This window comes from Lentimonas sp. CC4, assembly GCF_902728235.1.
In the GTDB taxonomy this organism is placed as follows: domain Bacteria; phylum Verrucomicrobiota; class Verrucomicrobiia; order Opitutales; family Coraliomargaritaceae; genus Lentimonas.
In genome coordinates this window covers 2,764,658-2,789,113 of sequence record NZ_CACVBO010000001.1, presented here as the reverse complement: position 1 = coordinate 2,789,113, position 24,456 = coordinate 2,764,658, and the positions used below count along the sequence as shown (strand labels likewise).

Below are 24,456 nucleotides of genomic sequence, written 5' to 3'. Positions count from 1 at the left end.
TTATTTATGAGCCTGTTACACACACCACCTAATCGCCCGAACGGCAAATCAGTCCAACTGATGACTACTTGTTTGTGCGATGCATTCTATGCCGACGTCGCGCAAGCGACGGTTGAAGTCCTTGAATTTCTCGGCTGCGATATCGAACTTCCAGATGGCCAAACCTGCTGCGGTCAGCCCGCATTCAACGGCGGCGACTGGGCGAACTCGCGCAAAGTGGTGCGTCATACTGCAAAAGTATTTGCAGGCGAGAAGCCGATCATCGTGCCATCAGGCTCCTGCGCGGCCATGCTCTTCCACGGCGCACCTTTGGAATTTGAGAAGGAAGCAGACCTACCGGTCATTCAAGCCCTCGCGAACCGCACATGGGAACTGCTCGACTTCATCGTCAGCGGCCTCGGTGTTACTGAATGGCCCGGCACTTTCCCCTCAAAAATGACCGTGCACCGCAGTTGCCACCTACGTGGTTCTAATAGCGGCGCGGCGATCACGACACTACTCGAATCAATCGAAGGCCTTGACCTCGAACCGATTGACGAAACAGAACAATGCTGCGGATTCGGCGGCACCTTCTCAGTCAGCTTCCCCAACATCTCGAAGGCTATGGGTGAACTCAAAATCGAAAATCTCACCGCCTGCAAGCCCGACGTCGTCGCGGCAGCCGACATGGGCTGCATGATGCACTTCGGCGGCATGATGGACAAACAAGGGAACAAAACAAAGCGCATGCACGTCGCACAAGTGCTACGCGACTCACTTAAAAACGCTGGAAAATTATAAGCCATGAAAAGTTTTCAAAAAGTAGACAACGCGGCCTTCAACCTTTCAGACGAAGTGCACGAAGCGAATTTCGTGGGTGCAAAAATGAAGTCTGAACGACGCTACGCCACACTCGCACGCGACTATCCCGATGCCGACAAGCTCCGTGAGACCGCAGGCAACATTAAGCAGCACACACTCGAGCACCTTGACCAATACTTGGAACAGGCCGAAGCCTCCTTCAAGCGCAATGGCGCACAGGTGCACTTCGCAGTCGATGACGAAGCCCTGAATGCCACGGTGCTACGCATCATGAACGAGACGAAGTCACAGACGATGGTGAAGTCGAAGAGTATGTTGACCGAAGAAGTCCACATGCTCGACTACCTCGAGAAGAACGGCAAAACCGTAGTCGAAACCGACCTTGGTGAATTCATCCTTCAAATCGATGGCGACCACCCGTCACACATCGTCACGCCAATCGTTCACAAAAACCGCCGCGGCATCGCCAAAAGCTTCGAGCGCGAAGGTCTAGGCGACTACAACGACGACCCTGAAGTCATCACACGTCGCGCCCGCAAATTCCTGCGTCAAAAATATATCGACGCTGAAGTCGGTTTGACTGGTGCGAACTTTGTTTCCGCTGAATCTGGCCGCATGGTGCTCGTCACCAATGAGGGAAACTCTCGCTTCTGCATGGCGGCCAACAAAATCCACATCGCAGTGATCGGTATCGAAAAACTCGTGCCTACCGACCGCGATTTGGGTCTATTCATCAATCTGATTGGACGCTCCGGCACAGGCCAACAGCTCACCGTTTATAATCAATTTATCGGCGGCCCGAAAAAAGAAGGCGGTCAACCGCACGGCCCTGAACAAATGCACGTCATCTTCGTCGACAACCGTCGCACCGAAGTGCTCGCCAGCGAATGCCGCGAAATCTTACGCTGCATCCGTTGTGGCGCCTGCCTCAATGTCTGCCCAATCTATCGCCAAGCCGGTGGCCACGCTTACCGTAGCGTGTATCCTGGCCCAGTCGGCGCAGTGCTCAGCCCACTGCTCGCTGGCAATCGCTATCCAGAACTAGCCGACCTACCAAAAGCATCCAGCCTTTGCGGCGCATGTAACGAAGTCTGCCCAGTCAATATCCCGATTCCAGACTTACTCTTACGCCTACGCGACAAAGCGAAGCGCGAAGGCATCAAGGGCGCAATGAAAGGCACGCCGAAGCTCGGCATGTGGGCAACACTTTGCTCGCAACCTGCGATGTGGAAAACCGCACTTTCGATGGGACACACGATGAACTACATCCCCACAGAAATGGTGCCACACCCGTCAGCCAAGTCATGGCAAACCACTCGAAAGCTGCCGAAGTTCCAAGGTGGCGAATTCCGCAAGTGGTTTAAAAACCGCAAGTGAGCCAAGCCACACTTAAACATCGAACATTCAACGTCCAACTTTGAACATCCAATAATAGAGACTCAGAAAACATCCCTTCAACATTCGATGTTGGAAGTTCGATGTTCAACGTTCTCATTTTAAAATGACTGATAGAGAAACCATTTTTTCTGCCATCCGCGCAGCACTTGCACCACTACCCAACCGCGCCGACAAGCCGGATTGGGACGACGAACTTGTCGTCTGCAAACCGCCTCAACCCTTCGACAGCCTAAAGGCGCAATTTGCTGACAAAATCGCATTTGCCAGTTCTCGCTTTTACGAATCATTCGAAGCATTGGCTGAGTTCCTAAAAACAGAAAACAGCACTTTCGGTTATTGCGATCCAGCCTTGGCCAAGCATTTCGAAAAGCTCGATGGCATCACCTTCGATACCGAATACGACGAATCGAAGATTAACGACTATACTTTCGGCATCACCAAAGCCACAGCAGGCATCGCTGAGAGCGGCACAATCATGCTAAAAGATTGTGACACATCTGCACGTTTAGCGGCACTTGCGCCATGGATACATGTCGCAGTGCTTGAAGAGGCTGACATTATCGAAAGCATCCCCGAAGCGATTCAACGCTTCGGCGATGATCCTTCGATCGTATTCGCCACTGGCCCATCCAAGACCGCCGACGTCGAAGGCATCTTGATCGAAGGAGTCCACGGCCCTGGCATACAGATCGCCTTTGTTCTACCCGAATAGGCGATCCACTTTTAATATCGAACGACCCCCTCGTATCTGACCAAAGATAGAACCCACAACCAGATTACAAAAAACACACATCTAAAAAGATTATGAGCACTGATATGAAAAAATACGTCGACTACATTAACAACATGAGCGGCAACATCCTACTCGGATGCGACGGTTTCGTGGATGAGACATACGAAATTGTCCAAGAACGAGCAAATCCTACTGAATTCACCGCGATTGAAAACCTGAAGGACTTTGGCGAATTGATCGTCAAACGTGCTGGCGGTGGAGTCGGTGTTGAAATCGTTCCTAAGCGTCGCTGCGAAGGTGGATTCGGCATCAACACAGGACGTATCGCAGCATGCCTCGGCCTAAAGCCAGTGCTGCCAGGTCTCTATGGCGAAACTACGATTGACCCTGCTTACGAAGAATTCGAAGACACCTGCGTATTGACATCTCTGGGTGACCCAGCGTTGACCCTCGCATTTGAGTTCCAAAATGGAAAGCTCCTGATGAGCGATCTCGGCCGCGTCTCCAACCTCAAGTGGGCAGACTTCGAAAAACACTTCTCTGCTGAGCAAATCAAAGACATGTTCACTGGCGTGGACATTCTTGGACTTGGCTACTGGTCGCTTACATCCAACTTTGACGATCTGTTCATGGGCTTCATGAAACAGTATGAAGACGGCTCGATCACACCGCCAAAGCGCATGTTCTTTGACTTCGCCGACATTCAAAAGAAGTCTAGCGAAGCCTTCATGAAGTCACTGGAACTGATCGCATCTTACAACAGCAAGATCCCAATGTGCTTTAGCCTCAATCACCACGAGATCATGGAGCTCTGCTCACGCATCGGCGTTGAGTGTGCAGAACCAACACCTGAAGCAATCGCAGCTGCATTGCCAATCGCTCGCGATAAGATCGGGTTCGATGAACTCGTCGTTCACACTCCTGACTTTGCCGTCGCTTCCAGCGTCGCAGAGGGCGAAGCGATCGCGATGCAGGAACGCCAAACGAATGTCATCCGCCTCGCAGGCGCAGGTGACAGCTTCAACGGTGGCTACATCTGCTCATCCCTTGGAGACTTGCCGATCAAGGAACGCCTTGCATTGGCGAATGCAACGACTGCATTCTTCGTCACACAAGGCACAGGACCCAATAAGGAGCAGCTCATTGCTCAGCTCGAAAAAACTGCAGACAAATAACCTCAACTGGAAGCTCTACTATGAAGACATTATCGTTACTTAGCCCAGGCTCCACTGAGGGATTTCAAGCCATCGACCTCAAGGGCGAAGGCTCCGCGGACTGGTCAGTCAAGTCCTACACACTACGCGGGGGTCTACAAGAAGGCGTCCAAGTCGTTGAGATCAACAACGGCAAGCTCTCCTTCGCCATCCTGCCCACACGCGGCATGGGTATCTGGAAAGGTCAATGCGGCGATGTCAGATTAGCCTGGGACTCTCCAGTCAAGGATCCAGTCAACCCCGCGTTTATCAATCTAGAAGAACGTGGCGGCCTCGGCTGGCTAAAGGGCTTCAACGAATGGTTCGTGCGTTGCGGCGTCAACAGCATGGGTGCCCCTGGTATCGACACCGTGTGCGACTACAGCGGCAACGAATTCGAAGTGCCGCTGACGCTACACGGAAAAATCGCCAACTTGCCAGCACGCGCAGTCGAAGTGGAAATCACCGATACAGCGATCATCGTGCGTGGTGAAGTCGACGAGACCATGATGTTTGGCCCTTCGCTGCGCCTCAATGTTGAGATCCGCACCGAGTTTGGCTCAGGCGCGATGACTATCATCGATACTGTGACCAACCTCGGAAATAATCCGCAAGAGCACGAAATGCTCTACCACATTAACTACGGCGCCCCACTCCTAGAAGAAGGCTCTCGTATCGTGGCACCGTTCAAACAAGTCGCTCCTCGCGACCCGCGTTCCGCCGAAGGCATCGACACATTCGATCAATACGGCGCATCGCAAATCGGATTCGTCGAACAAGCCTACCTGTATGAACTGGTTGGCAAAGGCGACGACAACGAGACGATGGCCATGCTACGTAATGCGGCAGGCGACAAAGCCTCCATGCTTCGTTATAAGCTCGAAGACTTCCCATGCTTCACTCTCTGGAAGAACACTTCAGGCACAGCCGATGGCTATGTTACTGGGCTCGAACCAGCGACGAACTATCCGAACTCACGCCGCTTTGAGCGTCAACAAGGTCGCGTCATCAGCTTGGCTGGAGGCGAATCACGCACCACCACACTCACGATCGAGACCATGGATACCAAGGGCGAAGTCGATTCTGCTGAAGCAGAGATCAAGCAACTGCAAGAAACGGCTGCAGCCAAGGTGCACCCGCAACCAGTTGCCACCTTCTCAGGTTAAGCGTCTATCGATTACGACAAACGATTCAATCAATCCCTCGTCGCTAGCGGCGAGGGATTTTTTATTACCTTTTGTGTTAGCCAAGCAACGACACTAAGCTATCCTACCACAATTTCCCTTAATCATTAAAAAATGGCTATCTGCTACATAGGCTGCGATGACTTCCTCACTCATCAAATTAAAACCTTCCCGATCTTTCAGAAGTCGGAACTCATAGAAGTTCAATTCCCCGTCAGTGGTTCTGACACCAAGATCGACCTCCTAATAGCGGGAACACAAGTTCAGCACCTCATACGCCTCGCTGCCACGGTTTCTGACTGGAATTTCCCACCAGTGGCTCTGTTTGTGCTGCCTGTTGATGGCTACGAAAAACGGAGTGAATACATCAACCATCACCCAAGAGTTGGGCGAACGATTTTCTTATGCGAAAACACGCCTGAAGCAATTCAGCTTGGCATGGAGCAAGCCTATGCATTCCACCAAAAGCGGGCATCCCTAAACATCGACAACTCAGAATCGGGGAATTTCAGCAAAAATAATATTTCGCCACGCTGGCTCTTTCAGACAATGATGGAGCACTTAGACGAATACATCTATTTTAAAGATAGCGATTCGCGCTTCCTCGCGGTCAGTCAATATCTGACGAACAAATGTGGTAAAACATCTCCCCACGAAGTCCTCGGATTGCGAGACTATGATCTCTTTGATCAGAAGCACGCACAAGAAGCCTATACCGACGAACGAAAGATAGCCACTGGTGAGCTCCAAGAGCTTTATAAGGAAGAGGAGATCTTCAAAGATGGTGCACTGACCTGGGTCGCATCGCGCAAGCTGCCATTACACACACGCTCAAAACACTTAGCTGGTTCATTCGGCCTCTCACGCGACATCACCGAGGCCAGAGACTTACACGAAAAGCTGGAGCAAAACCACGAACGCATGCAGGCCGAGCTACTTCTTGCGCGTAACCTGCAAGACACACTCATACGTAAATGCGCTCCAAAGTTCTTAAATGCTGAAGGTGGTCATACCTTAGAAATCGCTACCAAGTATATCCCCTCGTTTCACTTAAGTGGCGATTTTTTCTCGATTGTTAAGACCGCAGAAAAGGGCGCGGCAATACTTGTGGCCGACGTAATGGGACACGGCGTGCGCGCAGCGATGGTGACTGCCATGATCCAAATTGCAGTGCATCAGCTCAATGACTACGCCAGCCAGCCAGCGGAATTCATGACGCGATTGAACGACATGATGCATCGCACCATACAACCGACCGGCCAACCCATGTTTGCCACCGCCGCGTATAGCTACATCGACCTCGAAAACAAGCGCCTCACCTACGTGCAAGCCGGCGCACGCCACGGCATTCATGTGCCAGCCGAACACTTACAAACAGCTGCAAAATTTAGTGGGGCACCCATCGGCTCAGCACTCGGCCTGTTGCCACAGACGAAATATGCAGAAGCGAGCATTCCACTGAAGTCCAAAGACGAGATCATACTTTACACCGATGGAATCGTTGAGGCCGCGGCTGGCGACGAGGAGGAGTATAGTGAATCACGGCTGGTTGATTTCCTAACGCAGCACCGCAATGAAGACCTGCCTAAGATGATGGATGCCCTGCTACTGTCAGTTCAAGAGTTTACCCAAACTAAAGAACTTGATGACGATGTCTGCTTAATCGCGTTGCGCATTCCGTAGAATTACTCGTGCCGCAAGGCTTCGATTGGAGAGAGATTTGCAGCCTTCCATGCAGGGAAAGAGCCAAAGACAATCCCAGTGAGGACAGAGACTCCGAGCGAAATAAGAACCGAAAACAGCGTCACTGAAGTTGGCATATTCGCATACTGAGCCACCAAGAACGCGAGCAACATTCCGAGTGCCGCTCCAATAGCTCCACCAATCGCAGTGAGCATCATCGACTCGACTAAGAACTGTATGAGAATATCATTACGAGTGGCACCCAACGCACGACGCGTGCCGATCTCACGCATACGTTCATAGATGTTTGCCAACATGATATTCATAATGCCAATGCCACCAACCAACAGTGAAATCGATGCGATGGAAGCCATCACAATCGTAAAAATACGCTGAGTCGCCTCTTGTTGCTTCATGAGCTCAAAAGGCAAAATAATTTCATAATCTTTGTCTTTATGACTACTGCGAAAATAAGCCTCTAGGCGGCGACTCGTATTCTCAATCTGCGCCACATCTTCGATCACTATATACAATAACTTAAATTCCACCACCGCTCTTTTTTCGATGGGTGCCGACCAGTAGCTCAAGCCCGTATCAGTCGGAAGAAATATCATCTGATTTATACTGCTGAGACCGATAATTTCACGATCTGCCGGATGATTCAACACACCCACAACGGTCAAGAACTCCCCCATAACATTAACCGTCTCACCAATTGGATCACGAAATTGAAAGAGCGACTCAGCGATACCGCTACCGATCACACAGACTGGTGCGAAAGTATCATTATCTTGCTGATTAATAAAACGACCACTCCCTCGAACTAGATTCGAGCTCGTAATTTCGGGAAACTCAATAGGAACACCCAACACATACCCAGAGAGCTCCTCAAACCATTGACTCGCAATACGGCCACGCCAATTAGTAATCGGAAGAATCGACTCAATATTATCAAAGTTATTCTGAATATGTAAGATATCCTTCGCACGAATCCCAGATTCACCAGACGCATCATTACTCTGAGAGTCACTCGGGCTCACCAAGGAACGCACAATGATCTTATTGACGCCCATTTCCTGAATTTGGCGAATCGACTCGAGTCGAGCACCCTCGCCAATCGCCAACATCCCAACCACTGCACCGACACCGAACACCACTCCCAAGCCGGCCAGAAATGCCCGAAATGGATGCATCGTCAGACTCGCGATGGAAAGCTTTAATGTATTTGATAGCTTCACCTTAAGTTATGATCGTGTGATCCGCCCGTCGTGAATTTCGACCACACGGTCGACCTCGTCCTCATACTCAGGGTTATGCGTCACCATAATAATCGAACGGCCCTCGGAACGTAGCTCGCGAAAAATCTCCATCACTTCCTCGCCCGTCTTCTCATCTAAATTACCCGTCGGTTCATCAGCCAGCAATACCGGAGGGTCATTTGCCAACGACCGTGCAATTGCCACGCGCTGACGTTGCCCACCAGATAGCTCGGTCGGCTTATGCCCAGTGCGGTCCTTCAAACCAAGTCGCTCAAGCACAGCATGCGCGCGTTCCTCCATATGTGCCTTGCTCTTCTCAGCATAACGCATCGGCACACATACATTCTCCAATACGGTCATATTGGGAAACAGATTAAACGACTGAAAAATGAAACCGATTTTCTGACAACGAATCTGCGAAATATCATTATCAGGGAGTTGCGCCACATCTTGCCCATCCAGCCAATACTCACCCCCACTCGCTTGGTCCAATAATCCCAACAAATTAAGCAAAGTCGATTTACCCGAACCAGAGGGCCCAACAATCGCAACGAATTGTCCACGGTAGAATTGTAATTCCAAGGGACGAAGCGCATGCACGATTTGATCGCCCATCTGGTAATGCTTTGAGATCGCTTTAAGGTCGATCAGCACATCTCCTTTCGAGGCCTCACCGCGGTTCTGTAGATTCTTCGACATTCTATTCGTTCGCTCAACGCTTCCTACTTATCTTTGCGGTGCAGTAAAACGACATCGCCCTCATCGACACCATTGAGCACTTCAACAAAGCTAGTCGAGACACGCCCGGTCTCAACCAAGCGCTCCTCAACATCGAATGTCCCCTGCACCTGACAATAAGTCTCTCCTTCTTGATTATACAGCGCCTCGACTGGCACAAATAACACATCGCGCACCGAATCCACAAAGATCTCAACTTCGACCGTCATTCCCGGCATCAGACGAGGATCAGTCGTATTAGTGCTAATCCTCGTCTTATAAATTCGGGGACTGCGAGAGTCCCACCGATTCAAACGCTCAGACATACTTGCAATCTGAGCAACCTTCCCCTCCATCACCAAATCGGGCAACGCAGAGTTCTTAATAATAACGTCCAACCCAACCTGAATACGCGAGCGATAGATCTCTGGTATCGAACAATTCACCAAGAACTGCGAGAGGTCTGGAATCCGAGCAACGACTTCCCGAGGTGACACCTTTACCCCAATCGCAAGCACCTTAGGCTCGCGACCGCGCTCATCACCTTTGCCGATCTCAACAATGCCAGCAACAGGCGCACGTAACACCAACTTCGAATAATCATCTTTCAGCTCTGCCAGTCGCTCGTCGAGGCGCTCCTGTTGCTTAAAGAAATCCTCTTCGAGTGTCACGAGCTTCTCTTCCTTTTTAAGACGACGTTCGACGATCAACTCTTTCGCCTGCTCTTTTTGACGCAGCAACTTACGATAACGTCGCTCATCCTGAACTTGGTCACTATCTGCCTTCACTAGCTGACGCTTCAGATCCAACAAAGTCTTATCTGATGTAATCACCAGACGACGCAACTTCTGCGGGTGATCATAACGGCGAAATCGCCGCTCCGCCTTACGCGCCGTCTCCCACCCAGAGATCGAAGTCGCGACTTTCTTCTCTGCCAGAGCGACTGCACGCTCTGCCGCATCACGTGTCACATCATCCTTCAACCGTGCCTCAGACAGATCTTGCTTACTTTTCTCAAAGGCACTCAGGGCCTCATAGTATTGCTGCTCTTGGTCATCCGCAGCAGCCTGCATCTGCTTACTCTCGGTGCGATATTCCAGATTTTGATATTTATCTAGCGCATCAACGGCCGTCTCATGTGCATTCGCCATTTCAGTCAATACACTCACGGTTTTATCCCGCGCCACGCTCTGCGTCTCGAGAAACAGAACGATATTTAATTCGATATCATCTAAATTCTCTTCGAGATTACGCGTATCATCAATAAACAGTTCCTCTTGATATTCTAAATCATATTCATGATCGACCTTTAGATCATAGAGTTCTTCTTCGAGGTCTTTAATGAGCTCCAAATAGACCTCATCCGCAAAGCTTACGACCGGATCACCGACCTCCACCTTCGCTTGATTCTCGACAATCTGAATAATACTCAGGCCCTGAGAGCCTTTCCCTTCAAAGCGTAATTGATGATTTTCGATCGCAGCCAATTCGCCACGCCCCAGAACGGTAATATTAAAGTCGCCTCGCACCACCTCGTAGAATCGATCCAATTGCTGTGCCGAACTCGGTTCCCCTGACGAACCACTGGAACAGCTCTTAAACAGAAAGAAGCACAACAGTAGCACGACGGCGCCCACAAGGCCCCGCTGCCACAGCGATAAAGTCATAATTCGACGAATCACTTTAATTATTAATCCCCTCTTTCATGAATCCCTCGAGATCACGCTCTAAGCTCGGGGCAGGAAACTGCTCAGACTGCTCCTTCTCTATGCGTTCCATCTCTGTATTGATCCGTGGATCAACATCATCAGGCCGAATGACCGCACCCTCACCAAACTCCAAGATATTAATGCTCAGAAAGATGATCAACTGAGTCTGCTGACTTTGGTCACGACGCGAAGTAAACAAAGAACCTAAGATCGGAATGTTGGATAACATTGGCGTGCGACGCTCGATATCACGATCCGTGCTTTGTAGCAAACCAGCCATCGATATCATTTGCCCATCACGCACTTCCAATTCCGTGCGCGCTTGGCGCACCGCAATGATCGGATTCGCAACTTCCCCTGCCACACTATAACTAATCACCGTTGAGACCTCCGGGTTGACTTCGACCCGGACGCGATCACCTGAAATCATCGTCGGTGTGACACTTAGCTTAATACCGACACTCTTAAACTCGGTCGAAGTCGTCACACCTCCACTGGAAGTCGTTTGGGATAAAATGGGAACCTCCTCACCAGTCACAATACTACCCTCTTTGCCTCGCTGAATAATTAGATTGGGAGCTGAAAGTATCTTCGCCTTACCATTCGTCTCCAAATAGCGAATAAAGAGGTTGAGCGATTCTGAACCATTATCCCAAATCGACGTGTTTACGATTCCACCAGAGTCACTCGGAGCCGCACCAGGCACCCCAAGTTGAGAACCGACCTTCTTAAGCACCTCAATGTTGTTAGTCAAAGGGTCTAGCCCAATGTCCTGATAATACAAATCGATCTCTTTCTCTAAGTCCGAGTCGATGTTTAACTCCATGATACGTGCCTCAACAAGAATCTGCGGCACCGGCTGATCCAAACGTTCAATGATAGTCTTCAGCATTCCGATCTGATCCGAACGCTCTGACAGAACCAGTTGATCCGATTCCAGACTCTCAGATACCATACCATCCGAACTGATAAATTCCTCCAACACACGACGCAATGTCGATGCCTGAACATACTTACAGTCATATACAAACATCTCTTTATCGAAGATCACCCTATCTTGGGAAACCACCTGTTTGAACTCTTCCAAACGCACGCCATGCGCATCCTTCAAAACATCATCTAAGGATCCACTCACTCCTGTCTCAGCAAGCAGCACAACAGATGCTGCCCAACAGAACGCACAAGTAAAGAACCCGATCCGGGTCAAAAGAGGCTTCAAGTGAAAGCTCGAAGCACTGAGGGTATAGTTTAAATTAAACATTGATGGTAAACAGAGACAATGAGGATACGAGTCACAGCACATATAATACACATGACAACTATCATTTTCGCCGAATCGTGTTTTTATAACTCGAATGACACCGGTGACAGCTAATAGTCTCCGAATGGTGACGTTGTAGATTAATATTACCCCAAAAACGACAAATCTCAGAGGCACAAAAAACAGTTTTCGTAGTTCCAAGGCAACAAACGCCGAGAAAGCGCTTAAAAGCGGCACATCAAAGACAAACTAGCTAATATAGCATTGACTAAAAATAAGCCCAGCTTATCAAAATCCGCATAACCTTGAACTCTCTTGAACTCTACTACAGTTCATTCTGCGTTCACTGTTATAAGTCAAAGAAACGAGCTGAAGGCATCTCAATTTAACTGAAGCTCACAATAAATTAGAAATAAAAAAAATCCACAAATGGAATTCAAGACACAACTAGGCCTAGATCCAGACACCGCAGACTCAGTTTATGACAGCAAGTCACTACTGGAGTATGTAAACTTAAAGCTCACCTCCATCGGTCAGCCAGTTTTTGGCGACCTTGCCGACTCCGAGTTTTTCGGACTCAGCAAATCCTTGCTTGAGAGCTACCAAGAGAAGTCACGCCTCCTCGCGGACTACTTGCCTCCTTGTGACCAACGCATCCAAAGCTTTTTGGCAGAGTATTTCTCCGACCTCGACTTGTCCGAGATGCCTCACCTACCGAACAACACCTTGATCCTAGATCGCCATGGGGTGGCACGCACACTTTCACTCCCCGCGAAAGGCGACCACTTCTCGTCCGACATCATCGACTCTTACCGCATCCAACAGGGCGTGCTACACAATCCGAAGAGCGACCGTCGCACCACTAAGGGAGTCTTCCACGTCACAGAAGGTGGCTTGCCAATTCCAAATGACAAAAAGGCAGTGCCTCAGCTCGCAGCCGCACGTCTATTTCAAAAAGCGCTCGCAACGGCGCCCGACTCACTGACCACACTTCCTTTCTTAGCAAATGAAGCGACCCCAGCAAAGTCATGGGTCTCTCTCTTGCTCCGCCCAGTGGTTGTCCCTGAAGTCGACGGCTTCACCAAAGAAAAGACCATGGAAGTCCGCTTCTTCGCTCCAGGCAGCATGGTCAGCAACCTCGACTTCGTTGAGTCTATCTTTGGCAACGGAGGCGATCCATTCGTATCCGAAAATGATGCAGGCCTAGACCCCGCACACTGGACAGGCACAACTGGTTGCGTAATCCTCGCACCACACCTAATGGGCACCACCAAGAAAGAGCTTGGCTTGCCTAACATTAAAGATGCAACTGAACGCCAAAAGCGCGACGGGATGTGCTGGGAGAAGGAAGACGAACTCTATAACGATGGCGGCGCATTCAAAATTACTTGCCGCGATGCATCAGGGCGCGTGGTCACAGCGATCGCTGATAACTACTTCGGCTACTGCAAGAAGGAAGTTAAAACTCAAATCGGTTTCTCTGCCAACCTCATCGGCCTCGCCGAAGAAGAGCACGCAGGTGGCACGCTCGCATTCACTGGTTACGACCTCGGTGAAGATTTCGAGCTGGCGCACGTCTATAAGGACCTCAAGCACAGCTTCGAAGACGTCATCGCGAACTACGCAGATCGCATCAACCTCATGCCAGAAGGTTACGCTGTAGATAAAAACTACGGCAATATCCTCTACCTCCCCAAGGACGCACGCTTCGAGCTAAACACTCAAAAGATCACGTGGACTAAGGACGGCGCAGAGCAAACAATCAAACTGCTACCAAACATCAGCTATGTGCTGCCAACAGGCTACAAGGTGCAGATGGTTCAACCCGCAGAAGGCCGTCGCTGGCGCTTGGTCGGCCATACGCCTGAAAGCCGCGTCTGCCACAAACCTTCCACCGTCTCTGGGGGTGGTAAATCCGAAATATCGAAGCCAATCACTGACGCCATCATCACTGGCCCCGTCTTTGTCAAAGACTTCGTAAAAGATTTCGACCTCGCCGAAAAAATTATCAGCAAGAACTTCGGCCAACGCTTTGCAGACGAAGCTGAACATCACGAGGACTCACGTCCGATCTTAAGCAAGGAACGTTCACTCGGCTCCGTCATTAAGCTGCTCACTCCATCCAGTGACTTCAACGACGCATACAATAATTGGGTCAACGAGATCCCACAGCAAGTCAAGGAACTCGTCCTCATCATCAAGCGCTTCTACAAAGAGGACTGGGGCAATGACTGGCGCAACCGCTTCAGCGTCGACCTGATCAACGGTGAGTTTGGCAATGTCCTGCGCTATCGCGGCAACCCAATGCTGACGCAATACCTACGCGTGGGTTACACTGATGACGGCTCATGGCGCACATTTGGACTCCGCAAGGACTTCATGCCTGCGACCAAGATATCACTGGAAGACGACATTACCGCATCAGTGGTCGCACCTTCGGAGCAAATCAAGAGCCTGCCACCCGAGTGGACAGCACCGTCTTCTAAGTTTGTGCACAATTGCGAATACCGCTTCTTCCAACGCCCAGATGATGCGATCATCCGCGGCTATGACAAGCAAGCCGAAGCAGACCTCAGCTCTGACGGCAGCTTCCTAAGTAACTACGAGCCACTCAATGCCGAACACGGCAAGAATGAAGTCGAGGACACCATCCGATTTGGCCAATACACACAGCCAATGAAGGACATGGTGAAAGACTTCGTAGAGGAAGGAAACGTCGACTACTATTCGACACCTGCGTATCCACGCATGGTTGACGGCGCACCGACTAAGAATCCTCGCTACCTCCAAGTCCGACCAGACATCAAGGATCAGCGTGGTCTCTACTTGGCAGACATCAGCTCCCGCTTATTCCGCAAGCAAGATTCGCAATCGCCACTACTCCGCCCTGTTACATCGATCCTTCCAGGTCGCCGCAACAACCCAGCAGAGCCAGAAGCAGGCGTTTCAGCGCTCTGCATGTTCAGTCCGATTCACCACATGGAGCTCCCTGAGCTCTTCATGGAATACATCGCGTCAATCACCGGCAAATCACCATCCACCACAGGTGCTGGTTCCGAAGGTGCCCTCACCAAGGGCCCGTTCAACGCCCTATTGCCGATCTACGACATGAACAATGCGCTCGTGTCCTACCTCGCAACTGAGCAGCCAGCATTCATCACCGCAGCTGGTTATGTCGGCCCGAACTACCGCGTTGATCACGACGTCAGCCTCCTCGTCCCTGAAATCTGGTGCCGCATGCGCCCAGAAGAAACAGATCCGAAGTGGATGATCGAGCACGGCTACCTTGAAAAGGTCGAAGACTTCGAGCACAAGGGCAAGACAGTGAAGGCCAGCCTCCTCGGCTACCGCATCACAGCCAAGTTCGTGCGCATCTTCTTCGCTCGCGTGTTCAACAACCCTGAGACAGTCCTCAACGAAGAGATGCTCAAACCTGAGCTGCAAGACGTTGATGCATTTGTTGAGGGCATGGAGACCACACAGGCCGCCCACAAGCAAGCCGCACTGAATTACTTTGCAGATGGCTCAATCGATGAAGCGTGCCCTCCACTCAAAGCATTGCTTAACATCATGGCGTATGGTGAATACGAAGGTAAGGGCCTCGACTCCGAAGAAGTCCGTAGCCTCTTCACCCGCGAAGCCATGCTCAACAGCGACTGGTATAAAGCACGCCTCGAAAGCCAGCAGGAGCAAGACATCAAGTCATGGACATCCAATGTGGACTACTTGACACACTTCATGTCCAAGGAGTCACACACTGGCGTTGCAGCGCGTCTCGACATCGGAAGCCGTCTCGCGGCAGCCAAAGAGGAACTTGCACGAGTCAGCAACGCTGACTACACGAAGCAACTCGTAGGCACCCTCGGTCGCCACCCGATCAAGTAGTCAGCTAGTTCACTCAAGCTTCACGCAAAACCCGGAAAAGCTCACGCAGCTTCTCCGGGTTTTTTATGCCCGGAGCACTCTCGACACCACTATTCACGTCGACTCGCGTAGTGGTCGAGCGCCTAACCGCATCCAAAACATTCGACGGGTTCAGCCCACCCGCCAAGATCCACTGGGTATCCTCAAACTGCTGCTTCAAGCCAGCAAACCGCTCAAAGTCCCCAGTATGGCCGGTGCCGCCAACCTGATCCTTCGAATATGTATCCAAGAGAATCGTATCGGCATCACTCAGCACAGATTCCGGAAACACATCCGTCGGCGATACGCGCGGTGCCAACCATAAGCGATCACGCAAGGCGATCTCAGACCACTGCCCCAATCGTTGCTCATCTAGCGGCAAGGAAGCATGAATCTGAAAGCGATCAAAGCCCGCACCGCAGTAGCGCCGCAAATCATCAGGACTCGTCTCCACATCCACAATCACTCGCTTACCCTCTGGCACAACCGCGGCCAATTCCTCGGCGCGCGCGAGCGAAATCCCCCGAGGCGACTTCGGATATACGATAAAACCCAAGAAGTCCGCGCCAAGAGACAGCGCAAGCTCCACATCTTCCTCTCGCGTCATACCACAGATTTTAATTTTCACATCCTGATTCATAAACCAAAACCTATGCGCCTCTAAAACATAGGTAAATACTTTAGACTCATTAATCCCCCAAGATCCTAACAGATTAGAACCTAATCGTTAAATCCATGCAAAGATAAGAAAAGTTAGGAACAAAAATCAAAGCTACGGCTCAAATGTATAAACAACTTAAATGTAAATAATTTAATGGCACGCCCCCGAAAACGGCAGGCATCCACCTCCAATTAACCTAGTTCAGAATTCACACTTATTAATACTAAGAACAACATAACGTTTAGCTTGCAGAACACGACGCCTGTGCAAAGGTGCACATGGCTAAATAATAACCCGAGATTTTTTTTTAAGACTCACGTTTGATAATTCAGACTCTCAACATACGTTATTAGTAATCCCATAAATACTAATAACCCTCAACCACTAGCCCTCCTCAATATCATGGCACGATCAAAAGCAAATAAAGGCATCAGCCGCATCGACTCCGGTTCAACACACGGATGGTTCGTTCGCGGTTATCGCAACGGCAAGACATACTCAAAGCTCTTCAGCGACCGCAAATGCGGCGGTAAAGGCAAAGCTCAGAAGCTAGCGAAAGCATATCGCGATGAGCTCAACGAGGAACTCGAAGCCATTCCCAAAAAGCCACGTCAACGCCGAATCGTTGTATCTGATTCACGCAACACAACTGGCGAACTCGGCGTATCACGCACTACCAAAATTGGCCCGAACGGCACGAAGCACGAATGCTACTCCGTCAGTTGGCGCCCAGAACCTGGTGTGCAAAAGTGCACTTCTTTCTCCATCAAAAAATATGGTGAAAAGAAATCCTTCAAAATGGCAGTCGAGCATCGCCGTAAGATGATGCGCGAAATCCACGGCCCGAACTTCTATAAGAGGCTCAGCAAGCAAAAGAAGGCACGCGAAGCGTAAGCTTTAAAAATTAAGAAATATCTTTTCTTAACGGCTTGACGGACAAAGCGCAGCTTCCATGCTGCGCTTTTTCTTTTGGAAATCTAGGCTCATGGTGTAATGGTAGCACTAAAGTTTCTGGTTCTTTCAGTCGGGGTTCAAATCCCTGTGAGCCTGCCAAAAGACTTAAGCCCCTCAGCAATGAGGGGCTTTTTTGGTTCATCGTCGATTACTGCGAAAAAGGTGTATCGATGCACTGAACCATTTCGAGTGAATTGCAATCGGTAACGGCGTGGTCCCTGCGCGCCATCGATACGAAGCCAAGACGATGGATGGCGCGCGGGACGCACGCCGCTACCAGAGAAATCTAAATTCTCCGGTAATCCTAGGATCGGAGGTGATTCGAACCTTACTACGCCTCGCGAAACTGAGTCGGCGAATGCCCTGCAATCCGCTTAAAGGAGCGATTAAACTGCGAAATCGACTCGAAACCAGTCTCAAATGCGATCTCACTCACGCGTAAATGCGGGTTCCCGAGCAGCAACTTCGCCTGCTCAACGCGGACGCGCGCCAGGTAATCGGTAAATGTCATACCAGTGGACGCCTTAAAGACCTTACAAAAATGGCGCGTGCTCGCATTGACCGCCTGCGCAGCCTCATCAAGCGAGATACGCTCACTATAATGCTCTTGAATGTAGCACTTCGCTTGACTTACCAACTTCGGCTCATCCTCTTGATCCTTAATTTCAATGCTATTACTGATAACAGCAAGGTGCTCCGCAAACATCGCAAGGAGTCGCAACATCGAGTCGTATTGCTCTGGCCGAATGACCTGCGTATTGAAATACGCAGTCTCAAGCGCCTCAAAATCAACCGATGCGCCCCAATCGTGAAGTTGCTGGACCGCTTGATCAAACTCCTCCCGATTCGGCTCATGCAGCAAAATCTGCCCAGTATGCAAATACCCAATCAACCCGTCACCTACGCGCACGGGCACTGCACTATCACAAAGCCCAACAAAACAACGCACCGACTTAGGTTTCAACACCGCCTGCCTTTCCAATGACTCCCGCACCGCCAAACAACTCACACACCCTTGCGTAGCCTCTGACACGATTCGACACAAAGAATTCTGCCCCAGAGAGCCATCCCCCTGCTTAAATGATTGCACAGGGCGTAATGCGAGCGACAAGCCCGTCGCACCACGAAAGGCCGCCTGATACTCTTTAAACAAAGCAGACTCCGACAATTTCACCACCAATCGTTGCCCACGGCGCTGCTCCGACGTAGCGGAATCAACACGAGATAGGCAGATTTCGGATGGCATTACTTGAGTTTATCGATGTTTTGAGAAAATATGCACAGTGATGTGCCTAATATGCGAAGACAAGCTAGTGGCACCTATGAAATAATCAAGAACATGCACGCTCACCTAATCAGCTACTTACAGGACAACCGGGATCAAATCATCGAGAATTGGTTGCTGGAAGCTGAAATACCAACAATGCACACCGACCAAGCATCCCCAGAAGTAGACTCAACGGGCGTGCCAATCCAATTCCTCTCCCACGCATTCGACCGCACCCTCAAGGTGATCGAATCCGGAAAGGCTCCCGAACACAAGACCGACGGCATGCACTTGGATGACATACTGGGACACACCTGCACCTGTAAACAACGCACCATGGGCGGTCGCGTCTGCATGGAGTTGCATGATTCGGGCCTATTCGCGTTCCTCAGCGTCTTTGACACAAACTGGGATACGACTCATGAATTCAGTGAATTTGACCGCGAGCACTTTGCGGATTTAATAAACCATGCCCTATCTGGCGTGGTCTCCAATGAAATCGACCACTGCCACTATAAACATTTTCGCTCCGACTGCCCTTTTGTGGAAGGTCACACTAAAAGCTGAGCTTAACGCACATGAAAGTTCTCCTACTAACCGTCTTCTTGAGCCTATTATTAGCTGCGCTCTTTTTACTATTCTTCCTTCTTGAACGCCGAGGCAAAGCCCTCAGCAGCCCTGAACAGGACGCACTACGACCTTTTGACAACGAAACACCTATAGCCGCTCCGCGCAAATGAATACAAAACCCGCTACTACAACTATCGTATACGATGATGACTCCGTAAGGAAGTTCATGATCGCATCCATCTTCTGGGGCATCGTCGGCATGGGAGCCGGAGTGCTCATTGCCTTCCAGCTGAATTTCTGGCAAATGAACGGCAAGTTCATCGAATGGCTCACACTCGGAGCCTTAAAAAGCGAGGGAATCGAATTTCTAACATTCGGGCGACTGCGCCCACTGCATACCAACGCGGCAATTTTTGCCTTCGTCGGCAATATGATGTTTGCAGGCATCTACTACTCGACTCAGCGCCTTTGCCGAACTCGAATGGCATCTGACTTGCTCAGTAAGATCAACTTCTGGGGCTGGCAGTTCATCATCGTCTGCGCAGCGATCTCGCTCCCTGCGGGGTTCACACGCGGTAAGGAATATGCAGAGCTCATCTGGCCCATCAACATCATGGTGGCTGTCATCTGGCTGATATTTGCGGCCAACTTCTTCTGGACACTCGCAAAGCGTAACGAAAAGTCGCTCTACGTCGGCCTCTGGTTCTACATCGCGACGATTGTCACGATCACCATGCTCTATGTGGTCAATCACCTGTCCATCCCAACCAGCTTCACGCACAGCTACCCGATCTTTGGTGGCGTGCAGGACGCCCTAGTTCAATGGTGGTATGGACACAACGCGGTGGCCTTCTTCCTCACCACGCCGATGCTCGGCATCATGTATTACTTCGTCCCCAAAGCGGCGAATCGTCCAGTTTACTCCTACCGTCTGTCGATCATTCACTTCTGGTCGCTCGTATTCATCTACATCTGGGCCGGCCCTCACCACTTGCTGAACACAGCCCTACCCGAATGGCTGCAGTCACTCGGTATGGTTTTCAGCCTCATGCTCTGGGCGCCATCTTGGGCAGGTATGCTCAATGGCCTCCTCACCCTCCGTGGCGCATGGGATAAGCTCCTAACCGACCCAATCATTAAGTTCTTCGCCGCAGCGGTTACCTTCTACGGCATGTGCACCTTTGAAGGCCCATTGCTTTCAATTAAGGCAGTGAACGCCCTCTCCCACTACACCGACTGGACAGTCGGGCACGTGCACAGCGGCACCCTCGGATGGAATGGTTTCCTCGCTGCTGGTATGTTCTACTGGCTCGCGCCTCGCCTCTGGAAGACCAAACTCTACTCCACTGCACTCGCAAATGCCCACTTCTGGATGGGTATGGTGGGTATTCTCCTCTATGTCGCATCCATGTGGGTCGCCGGCATCACTCAAGGCCTGATGCTCAACGCCACAATTGAAGGCGGCACACTTCTACAGTATCCGAACTTCCTCGATACGCTGCAGGCAATCCGCCCAGTCATGCTGTTCCGTGCAATTGGAGGTTTCCTCTATGTCACCGGCTTTGTTCTCTGTGCCTACAATATTTGGCGCACTGCGAAGAGCGGCACTGCAGTCAACGGCACAGTTGAAGTCGAAGTCACTGACATTGAAACACCAAGCGCTGCCAAAAGCTTCCTATCAGCTCCAGTCATCTACTCACTGCTCATCGTATTTGCAGTCTGCCTGACGATCTTCAGCAATGGCGCCCTATTCATCTTCGGCACCTTCTTGACCATCACCTTCATTATCGTCGCAATCGCACACTTCGAAGTATGCAAAGCAACATGGAGTCAATGGTATGACCAACTCCTAGACCATGGCTTTGCCTTCACGGTATTGACCATCATCGCTGCAGGCATCGGTGGTGCAATTCAGATCATTCCGACCGTCACGATGCAACGCGCCGATAATATCGAAGGCCGCATTCAAGTGCCCTACACACCACTCGAACTGGCTGGTCGCGATATCTACGTCAGCGAAGGTTGCTACAACTGCCACTCGCAGATGATCCGCACCCTCGTGCCAGACGTCATGCGTTATGGCGACCAAGGTCAAGGCGGAGGTTACTCGCACCTCGGTGAATCGATCTACGACTACCCTTATCAATGGGGCTCGAAGCGCACAGGTCCAGACCTCGCTCGCGAAGGCGGCGTGCGCTCTGATGACTGGCACTTCTTCCACATGCTGGATCCACGCAGTGTCTCGCCAGGTTCGAACATGCCGAATTACCCATGGCTCTTTGAGAAGCCAATCAAAGTCAGTCAGCTACCAAGGAAGATTGATGTCATGCGCATGCTTGGCGTGCCCTATCCGATCGACCTATCGCCTGAGGACATCGAGAGCCAAATCAACGAACAAGCTGCTGGCATTGTCGAGCGCTTGGCCGAGAAAGGCGCTTTTACCGATCCCGACAGAGAGATCGTCGCACTCATCGCTTATCTACAGAAGCTAGGCACTTACGAACTTGCCTCTGAAAAAGCTGCCCGTGAAGCCGCCGCCGAATAAGCAATTATTAGGCATCCACACTTAGTCACTCAATATTATGTTTAAACGCATCATCTACGACGACTGGACGAGCATCGTTCCGCACATCTCCTTCTGGCTCACTTTTGGCGTCTTTCTCGCCATCACCGCCCGTGCTCTTTTTCTAAAGAAAACGACGGTGAGCCACATGGAGAACCTCCCCCTCGAAGACGACGACAATTCAACCCAAGCAGCAAACAAATGAACACAGGCGAAAATAAAGACGAACACCTCGTCAAACAAGAGGATCTCCCTGAGGGCGTCACGCTCCGCGATCACGTAGTCGACGGCATTCAGGAATACGACCAACGTCTCCCTTCTTGGTGGCTTTGCATCCTCTTCACTATGATCGTGTTTTCCATCATCTACTGGCTGGTGCTCGATGACCGCAGCTTTGCAGGCAACGATGACCACCAACTAGAAGAGAAACTAGCGGAATTGAAGACCAAGCGCCTCGCAAACTCGATCGATGTCAGCAATGATGATCTATTCTGGGAAATGAGCAGCAACCCCGACTTCATCGCTGCGGGTAAAGCCACCTTTGAGGCCAACTGCATTGCTTGCCATGGCAAAGAACTCCAGGGCGGCATCGGCTTCAACCTCGTTGATGCCGAGTGGGTGCACGGTGGCCGACCTTCCCAGGTCTACGTAACGATTGACAAGGGAGTGCCAGACAAAGGCATGCAAGCATGGGGCTCAATGCTCGGTCAAAAACGCATCACAGAGGTTGTCGCCTATGTCTTGAGTAAAAACGACCAAGCTCAAATGCAGAGCGCTTACCCGGCCGAATAGTGATTTCTGCGTTCGTGATAGTGATACCTCATTATTGCGAGCGCATTTACACCAACTTTGACGACTACGAGCCGACCATCTTATGGTCACAATTAGCCACACTGATTAAGCGGTCTATTTCTTCCTCCTCATTGGACGAAGCAGCAAAACCGACACATCCTATTCGCTTTTAATAATGAGCAAGCTAGTCCAACCCAATCGCGAATCCGTCACCACCATTAACCGTGATGGCTCACGCAAATTCTTACACCCGGCCGATGTCTCTGGGGTATTCACTCACTGGCGTCGTATCTTTGCTCTCCTGCTAATCGGTATTTATGTGACACTGCCGTGGATTCCAATCAACGGTAACCCGGCGGTCTTCCTAGATGTCTTCAACCGACGCTTCCACTTATTCGGCCTAACCTTCGCTGCACAAGACCTGTGGCTCGCCTTCTTCTTCATTACCGGCGTCGGTTTCTCCCTGTTCTTCATTACTGCACTCTTTGGCCGTCTCTGGTGCGGCTGGGCCTGTCCTCAAACCGTCTTTTTGGAGCATGTGTATCGCCGTATCGAACGCTGGATTGAAGGCGACAGCAACAAGCGCAAAAAGCTCGATGACCAACCATGGACAGCCGAGAAGATAAAGAAACGCGGACTCAAACAACTCATCTTCGCGGTCATCTCCTTGATGATTGCACACCTCTTCCTCGCTTACTTCATCTCCATCCCGCAGCTCTATCAATGGATGCAGGATAGCCCGAAAGAGCACTGGGGCGCCTTTCTCTTCGTCTTCATTGCCAGTGCACTCATCTATTTTAATTTCGCATGGTTTCGCGAGCAACTATGCTTAGTTATCTGCCCTTATGGCCGTCTCCAATCAGCAATGATTGATGATGACTCAGTCATCATTGGCTATGATGAAATACGCGGCGAACCTCGCGGCAAAGCCAAGCAAAGTGGGATTGGGGACTGCGTCGATTGCACGCGTTGTGTCCAAGTCTGCCCCACTGGCATTGACATCCGTCAAGGCCTGCAAATCGAGTGCGTGGGTTGCGCGAACTGTATCGATGCCTGCGATACCATCATGACGAAGCTCAACCGTCCGACTGGCTTAATTCGCTATGACTCGCAAAATGGACTAGCCGGAAAGAAAAAACGTATCTTACGCCCGCGTATTGCCATTTATTTCGTTCTAATGCTAATTGGTGCGACCGCAATGACACTCTCAGTGCTACAACTACGTAGCGCCAATATGAACGTCGTGCGCATGACCGGCTCACCTTACTACATCACTGACACAGCCGTCCGTAATCAATACATGCTGCGCGCCATCAATAAAACTAGCGAAACAAAGACTTACACAGTCGCTAGCCTAGCTGAGGGACAAACCTACGAGATGGAAGGCAACGAAGATGGTATCACCGTCGAGCCTATGGGTGAAGTTGTGCGCCCCGTCATCATTACCGTCCTAAAAGAAAACTACCAAGGTCGTTTCCCGATTGAGTTCACCCTCGTCGCACCTGACGGACACGACATCCTGACGCGCGAAGCCGAATTCATCGGCCCGAACCCTACGATGCTTAAAAAGCAAAGTGAAGCCGCGGCTTCAGCCAAGTAATCACGAACAATGTCTACGTCACAAAAGAAAAAATTCGCATGGTCGTTGTGGATACCGGTGATCATGGCGTTTTTACTTGTCATCGCCGCATGGTCGACCCTCATCAAGATCGCACGCGACAACCCGACTGAAACCGTCGAGCTCGACACCTCAGTGACCAATAAACCAGTTCAACAGGATTGATAAAACAGAGAGCGCGTCACACCGT

21 protein-coding genes and 1 tRNA gene are annotated in these 24,456 nt (G+C 50.8%); 16 read left to right on the top strand and 6 right to left on the bottom strand.

Going from position 1 to position 24,456, the window contains the following annotated elements:
* Positions 1-6: 6 nt before the first annotated feature.
* The 6 genes from GZZ87_RS12010 (at position 7) to GZZ87_RS11985 (ending at position 6,992) form a co-directional block, all read left to right on the top strand.
* A complete protein-coding gene (locus GZZ87_RS12010) occupies positions 7-780 on the top strand; it encodes a (Fe-S)-binding protein (protein WP_162025109.1) in 774 nt (257 codons plus the stop codon).
* A gap of 3 nt (positions 781-783) precedes the next feature.
* Positions 784-2,178, top strand: coding sequence for a LutB/LldF family L-lactate oxidation iron-sulfur protein (locus tag GZZ87_RS12005; protein ID WP_162025110.1), 1,395 nt, complete (start codon positions 784-786; stop codon positions 2,176-2,178).
* 124 nt (positions 2,179-2,302) lie between these two features.
* Positions 2,303-2,911 (top strand): LUD domain-containing protein, encoded by a 609-nt coding sequence (locus tag GZZ87_RS12000; protein WP_162025111.1) that lies wholly within the window; start codon positions 2,303-2,305, stop codon positions 2,909-2,911.
* 104 nt (positions 2,912-3,015) lie between these two features.
* Positions 3,016-4,107 (top strand): PfkB family carbohydrate kinase, encoded by a 1,092-nt coding sequence (locus GZZ87_RS11995; protein ID WP_162025112.1) that lies wholly within the window; start codon positions 3,016-3,018, stop codon positions 4,105-4,107.
* Between the two features lie 20 nt (positions 4,108-4,127).
* On the top strand, positions 4,128-5,291 hold the full coding sequence (locus tag GZZ87_RS11990) for an aldose 1-epimerase family protein (protein WP_162025113.1): 1,164 nt from the start codon (positions 4,128-4,130) through the stop codon (positions 5,289-5,291).
* A gap of 132 nt (positions 5,292-5,423) precedes the next feature.
* A complete protein-coding gene (locus tag GZZ87_RS11985) occupies positions 5,424-6,992 on the top strand; it encodes a SpoIIE family protein phosphatase (RefSeq protein WP_162025114.1) in 1,569 nt (522 codons plus the stop codon).
* Positions 6,993-6,994: 2 nt separating this feature from the next.
* Here GZZ87_RS11985 and GZZ87_RS11980 read toward each other — a convergent pair whose 3' ends face one another.
* The 4 genes from GZZ87_RS11980 to GZZ87_RS11965 are packed head-to-tail and all read right to left on the bottom strand — an operon-like array spanning position 6,995 to position 11,938.
* A complete protein-coding gene (locus GZZ87_RS11980) occupies positions 6,995-8,230 on the bottom strand; it encodes an ABC transporter permease (protein WP_162025115.1) in 1,236 nt (411 codons plus the stop codon).
* Positions 8,231-8,236: 6 nt separating this feature from the next.
* Complete coding sequence (locus GZZ87_RS11975; protein WP_162025116.1) at positions 8,237-8,950, bottom strand: ABC transporter ATP-binding protein; 714 nt, start codon at positions 8,948-8,950, stop codon at positions 8,237-8,239.
* Positions 8,951-8,973: 23 nt separating this feature from the next.
* A complete protein-coding gene (locus tag GZZ87_RS11970; protein WP_162025117.1) occupies positions 8,974-10,635 on the bottom strand; it encodes an efflux RND transporter periplasmic adaptor subunit in 1,662 nt (553 codons plus the stop codon).
* A 16-nt stretch (positions 10,636-10,651) separates the two neighbouring features.
* Positions 10,652-11,938, bottom strand: a complete 1,287-nt coding sequence (locus GZZ87_RS11965) for a hypothetical protein (protein ID WP_162025118.1) — start codon at positions 11,936-11,938, stop codon at positions 10,652-10,654.
* Between the two features lie 429 nt (positions 11,939-12,367).
* Between GZZ87_RS11965 and GZZ87_RS11960 the strand changes: the two genes are divergently transcribed.
* Positions 12,368-15,823 carry a hypothetical protein gene (locus tag GZZ87_RS11960; protein ID WP_162025119.1) on the top strand — a complete coding sequence of 1,152 codons (3,456 nt, stop codon included), beginning with the start codon at positions 12,368-12,370 and terminating at the stop codon, positions 15,821-15,823.
* Between the two features lie 13 nt (positions 15,824-15,836).
* Here the strand turns inward: GZZ87_RS11960 and GZZ87_RS11955 are convergent, their stop codons facing one another.
* On the bottom strand, positions 15,837-16,469 hold the full coding sequence (locus GZZ87_RS11955; protein ID WP_162025120.1) for a phosphoribosylanthranilate isomerase: 633 nt from the start codon (positions 16,467-16,469) through the stop codon (positions 15,837-15,839).
* Positions 16,470-16,904: 435 nt separating this feature from the next.
* Here GZZ87_RS11955 and GZZ87_RS11950 point away from each other — a divergent pair, with 435 nt between their 5' ends.
* Positions 16,905-17,396, top strand: a complete 492-nt coding sequence (locus GZZ87_RS11950; protein ID WP_162025121.1) for an AP2 domain-containing protein — start codon at positions 16,905-16,907, stop codon at positions 17,394-17,396.
* A gap of 85 nt (positions 17,397-17,481) precedes the next feature.
* Positions 17,482-17,555, top strand: a tRNA-Gln gene (locus tag GZZ87_RS11945).
* Between the two features lie 232 nt (positions 17,556-17,787).
* Here the strand turns inward: GZZ87_RS11945 and GZZ87_RS11940 are convergent.
* On the bottom strand, positions 17,788-18,702 hold the full coding sequence (locus GZZ87_RS11940) for a helix-turn-helix domain-containing protein (protein ID WP_162025122.1): 915 nt from the start codon (positions 18,700-18,702) through the stop codon (positions 17,788-17,790).
* A gap of 93 nt (positions 18,703-18,795) precedes the next feature.
* Here GZZ87_RS11940 and GZZ87_RS11935 point away from each other — a divergent pair, with 93 nt between their 5' ends.
* The 7 genes from GZZ87_RS11935 (at position 18,796) to GZZ87_RS11905 (ending at position 24,431) form a co-directional block, all read left to right on the top strand.
* A complete protein-coding gene (locus GZZ87_RS11935) occupies positions 18,796-19,290 on the top strand; it encodes a hypothetical protein (protein WP_162025123.1) in 495 nt (164 codons plus the stop codon).
* Between the two features lie 11 nt (positions 19,291-19,301).
* Positions 19,302-19,463, top strand: a complete 162-nt coding sequence (locus tag GZZ87_RS11930; protein ID WP_162025124.1) for a hypothetical protein — start codon at positions 19,302-19,304, stop codon at positions 19,461-19,463.
* Positions 19,460-21,838, top strand: coding sequence for a cytochrome-c oxidase, cbb3-type subunit I (gene ccoN / locus GZZ87_RS11925; protein WP_162025125.1), 2,379 nt, complete (start codon positions 19,460-19,462; stop codon positions 21,836-21,838). Before GZZ87_RS11930 ends, ccoN begins: the two co-directional genes overlap by 4 nt.
* A gap of 37 nt (positions 21,839-21,875) precedes the next feature.
* Positions 21,876-22,061, top strand: a complete 186-nt coding sequence (locus GZZ87_RS11920) for a hypothetical protein (RefSeq protein ID WP_162025126.1) — start codon at positions 21,876-21,878, stop codon at positions 22,059-22,061.
* Entirely contained in the window at positions 22,058-22,648 is a 591-nt protein-coding gene (locus tag GZZ87_RS11915; RefSeq protein WP_162025127.1) for a c-type cytochrome, read from the top strand. Before GZZ87_RS11920 ends, GZZ87_RS11915 begins: the two co-directional genes overlap by 4 nt.
* A 175-nt stretch (positions 22,649-22,823) precedes the next feature.
* Positions 22,824-24,248, top strand: a complete 1,425-nt coding sequence (gene ccoG / locus GZZ87_RS11910) for a cytochrome c oxidase accessory protein CcoG (RefSeq protein ID WP_162025128.1) — start codon at positions 22,824-22,826, stop codon at positions 24,246-24,248.
* A 9-nt stretch (positions 24,249-24,257) separates the two neighbouring features.
* A complete protein-coding gene (locus GZZ87_RS11905) occupies positions 24,258-24,431 on the top strand; it encodes a hypothetical protein (protein WP_162025129.1) in 174 nt (57 codons plus the stop codon).
* Positions 24,432-24,456: the final 25 nt, after the last annotated feature.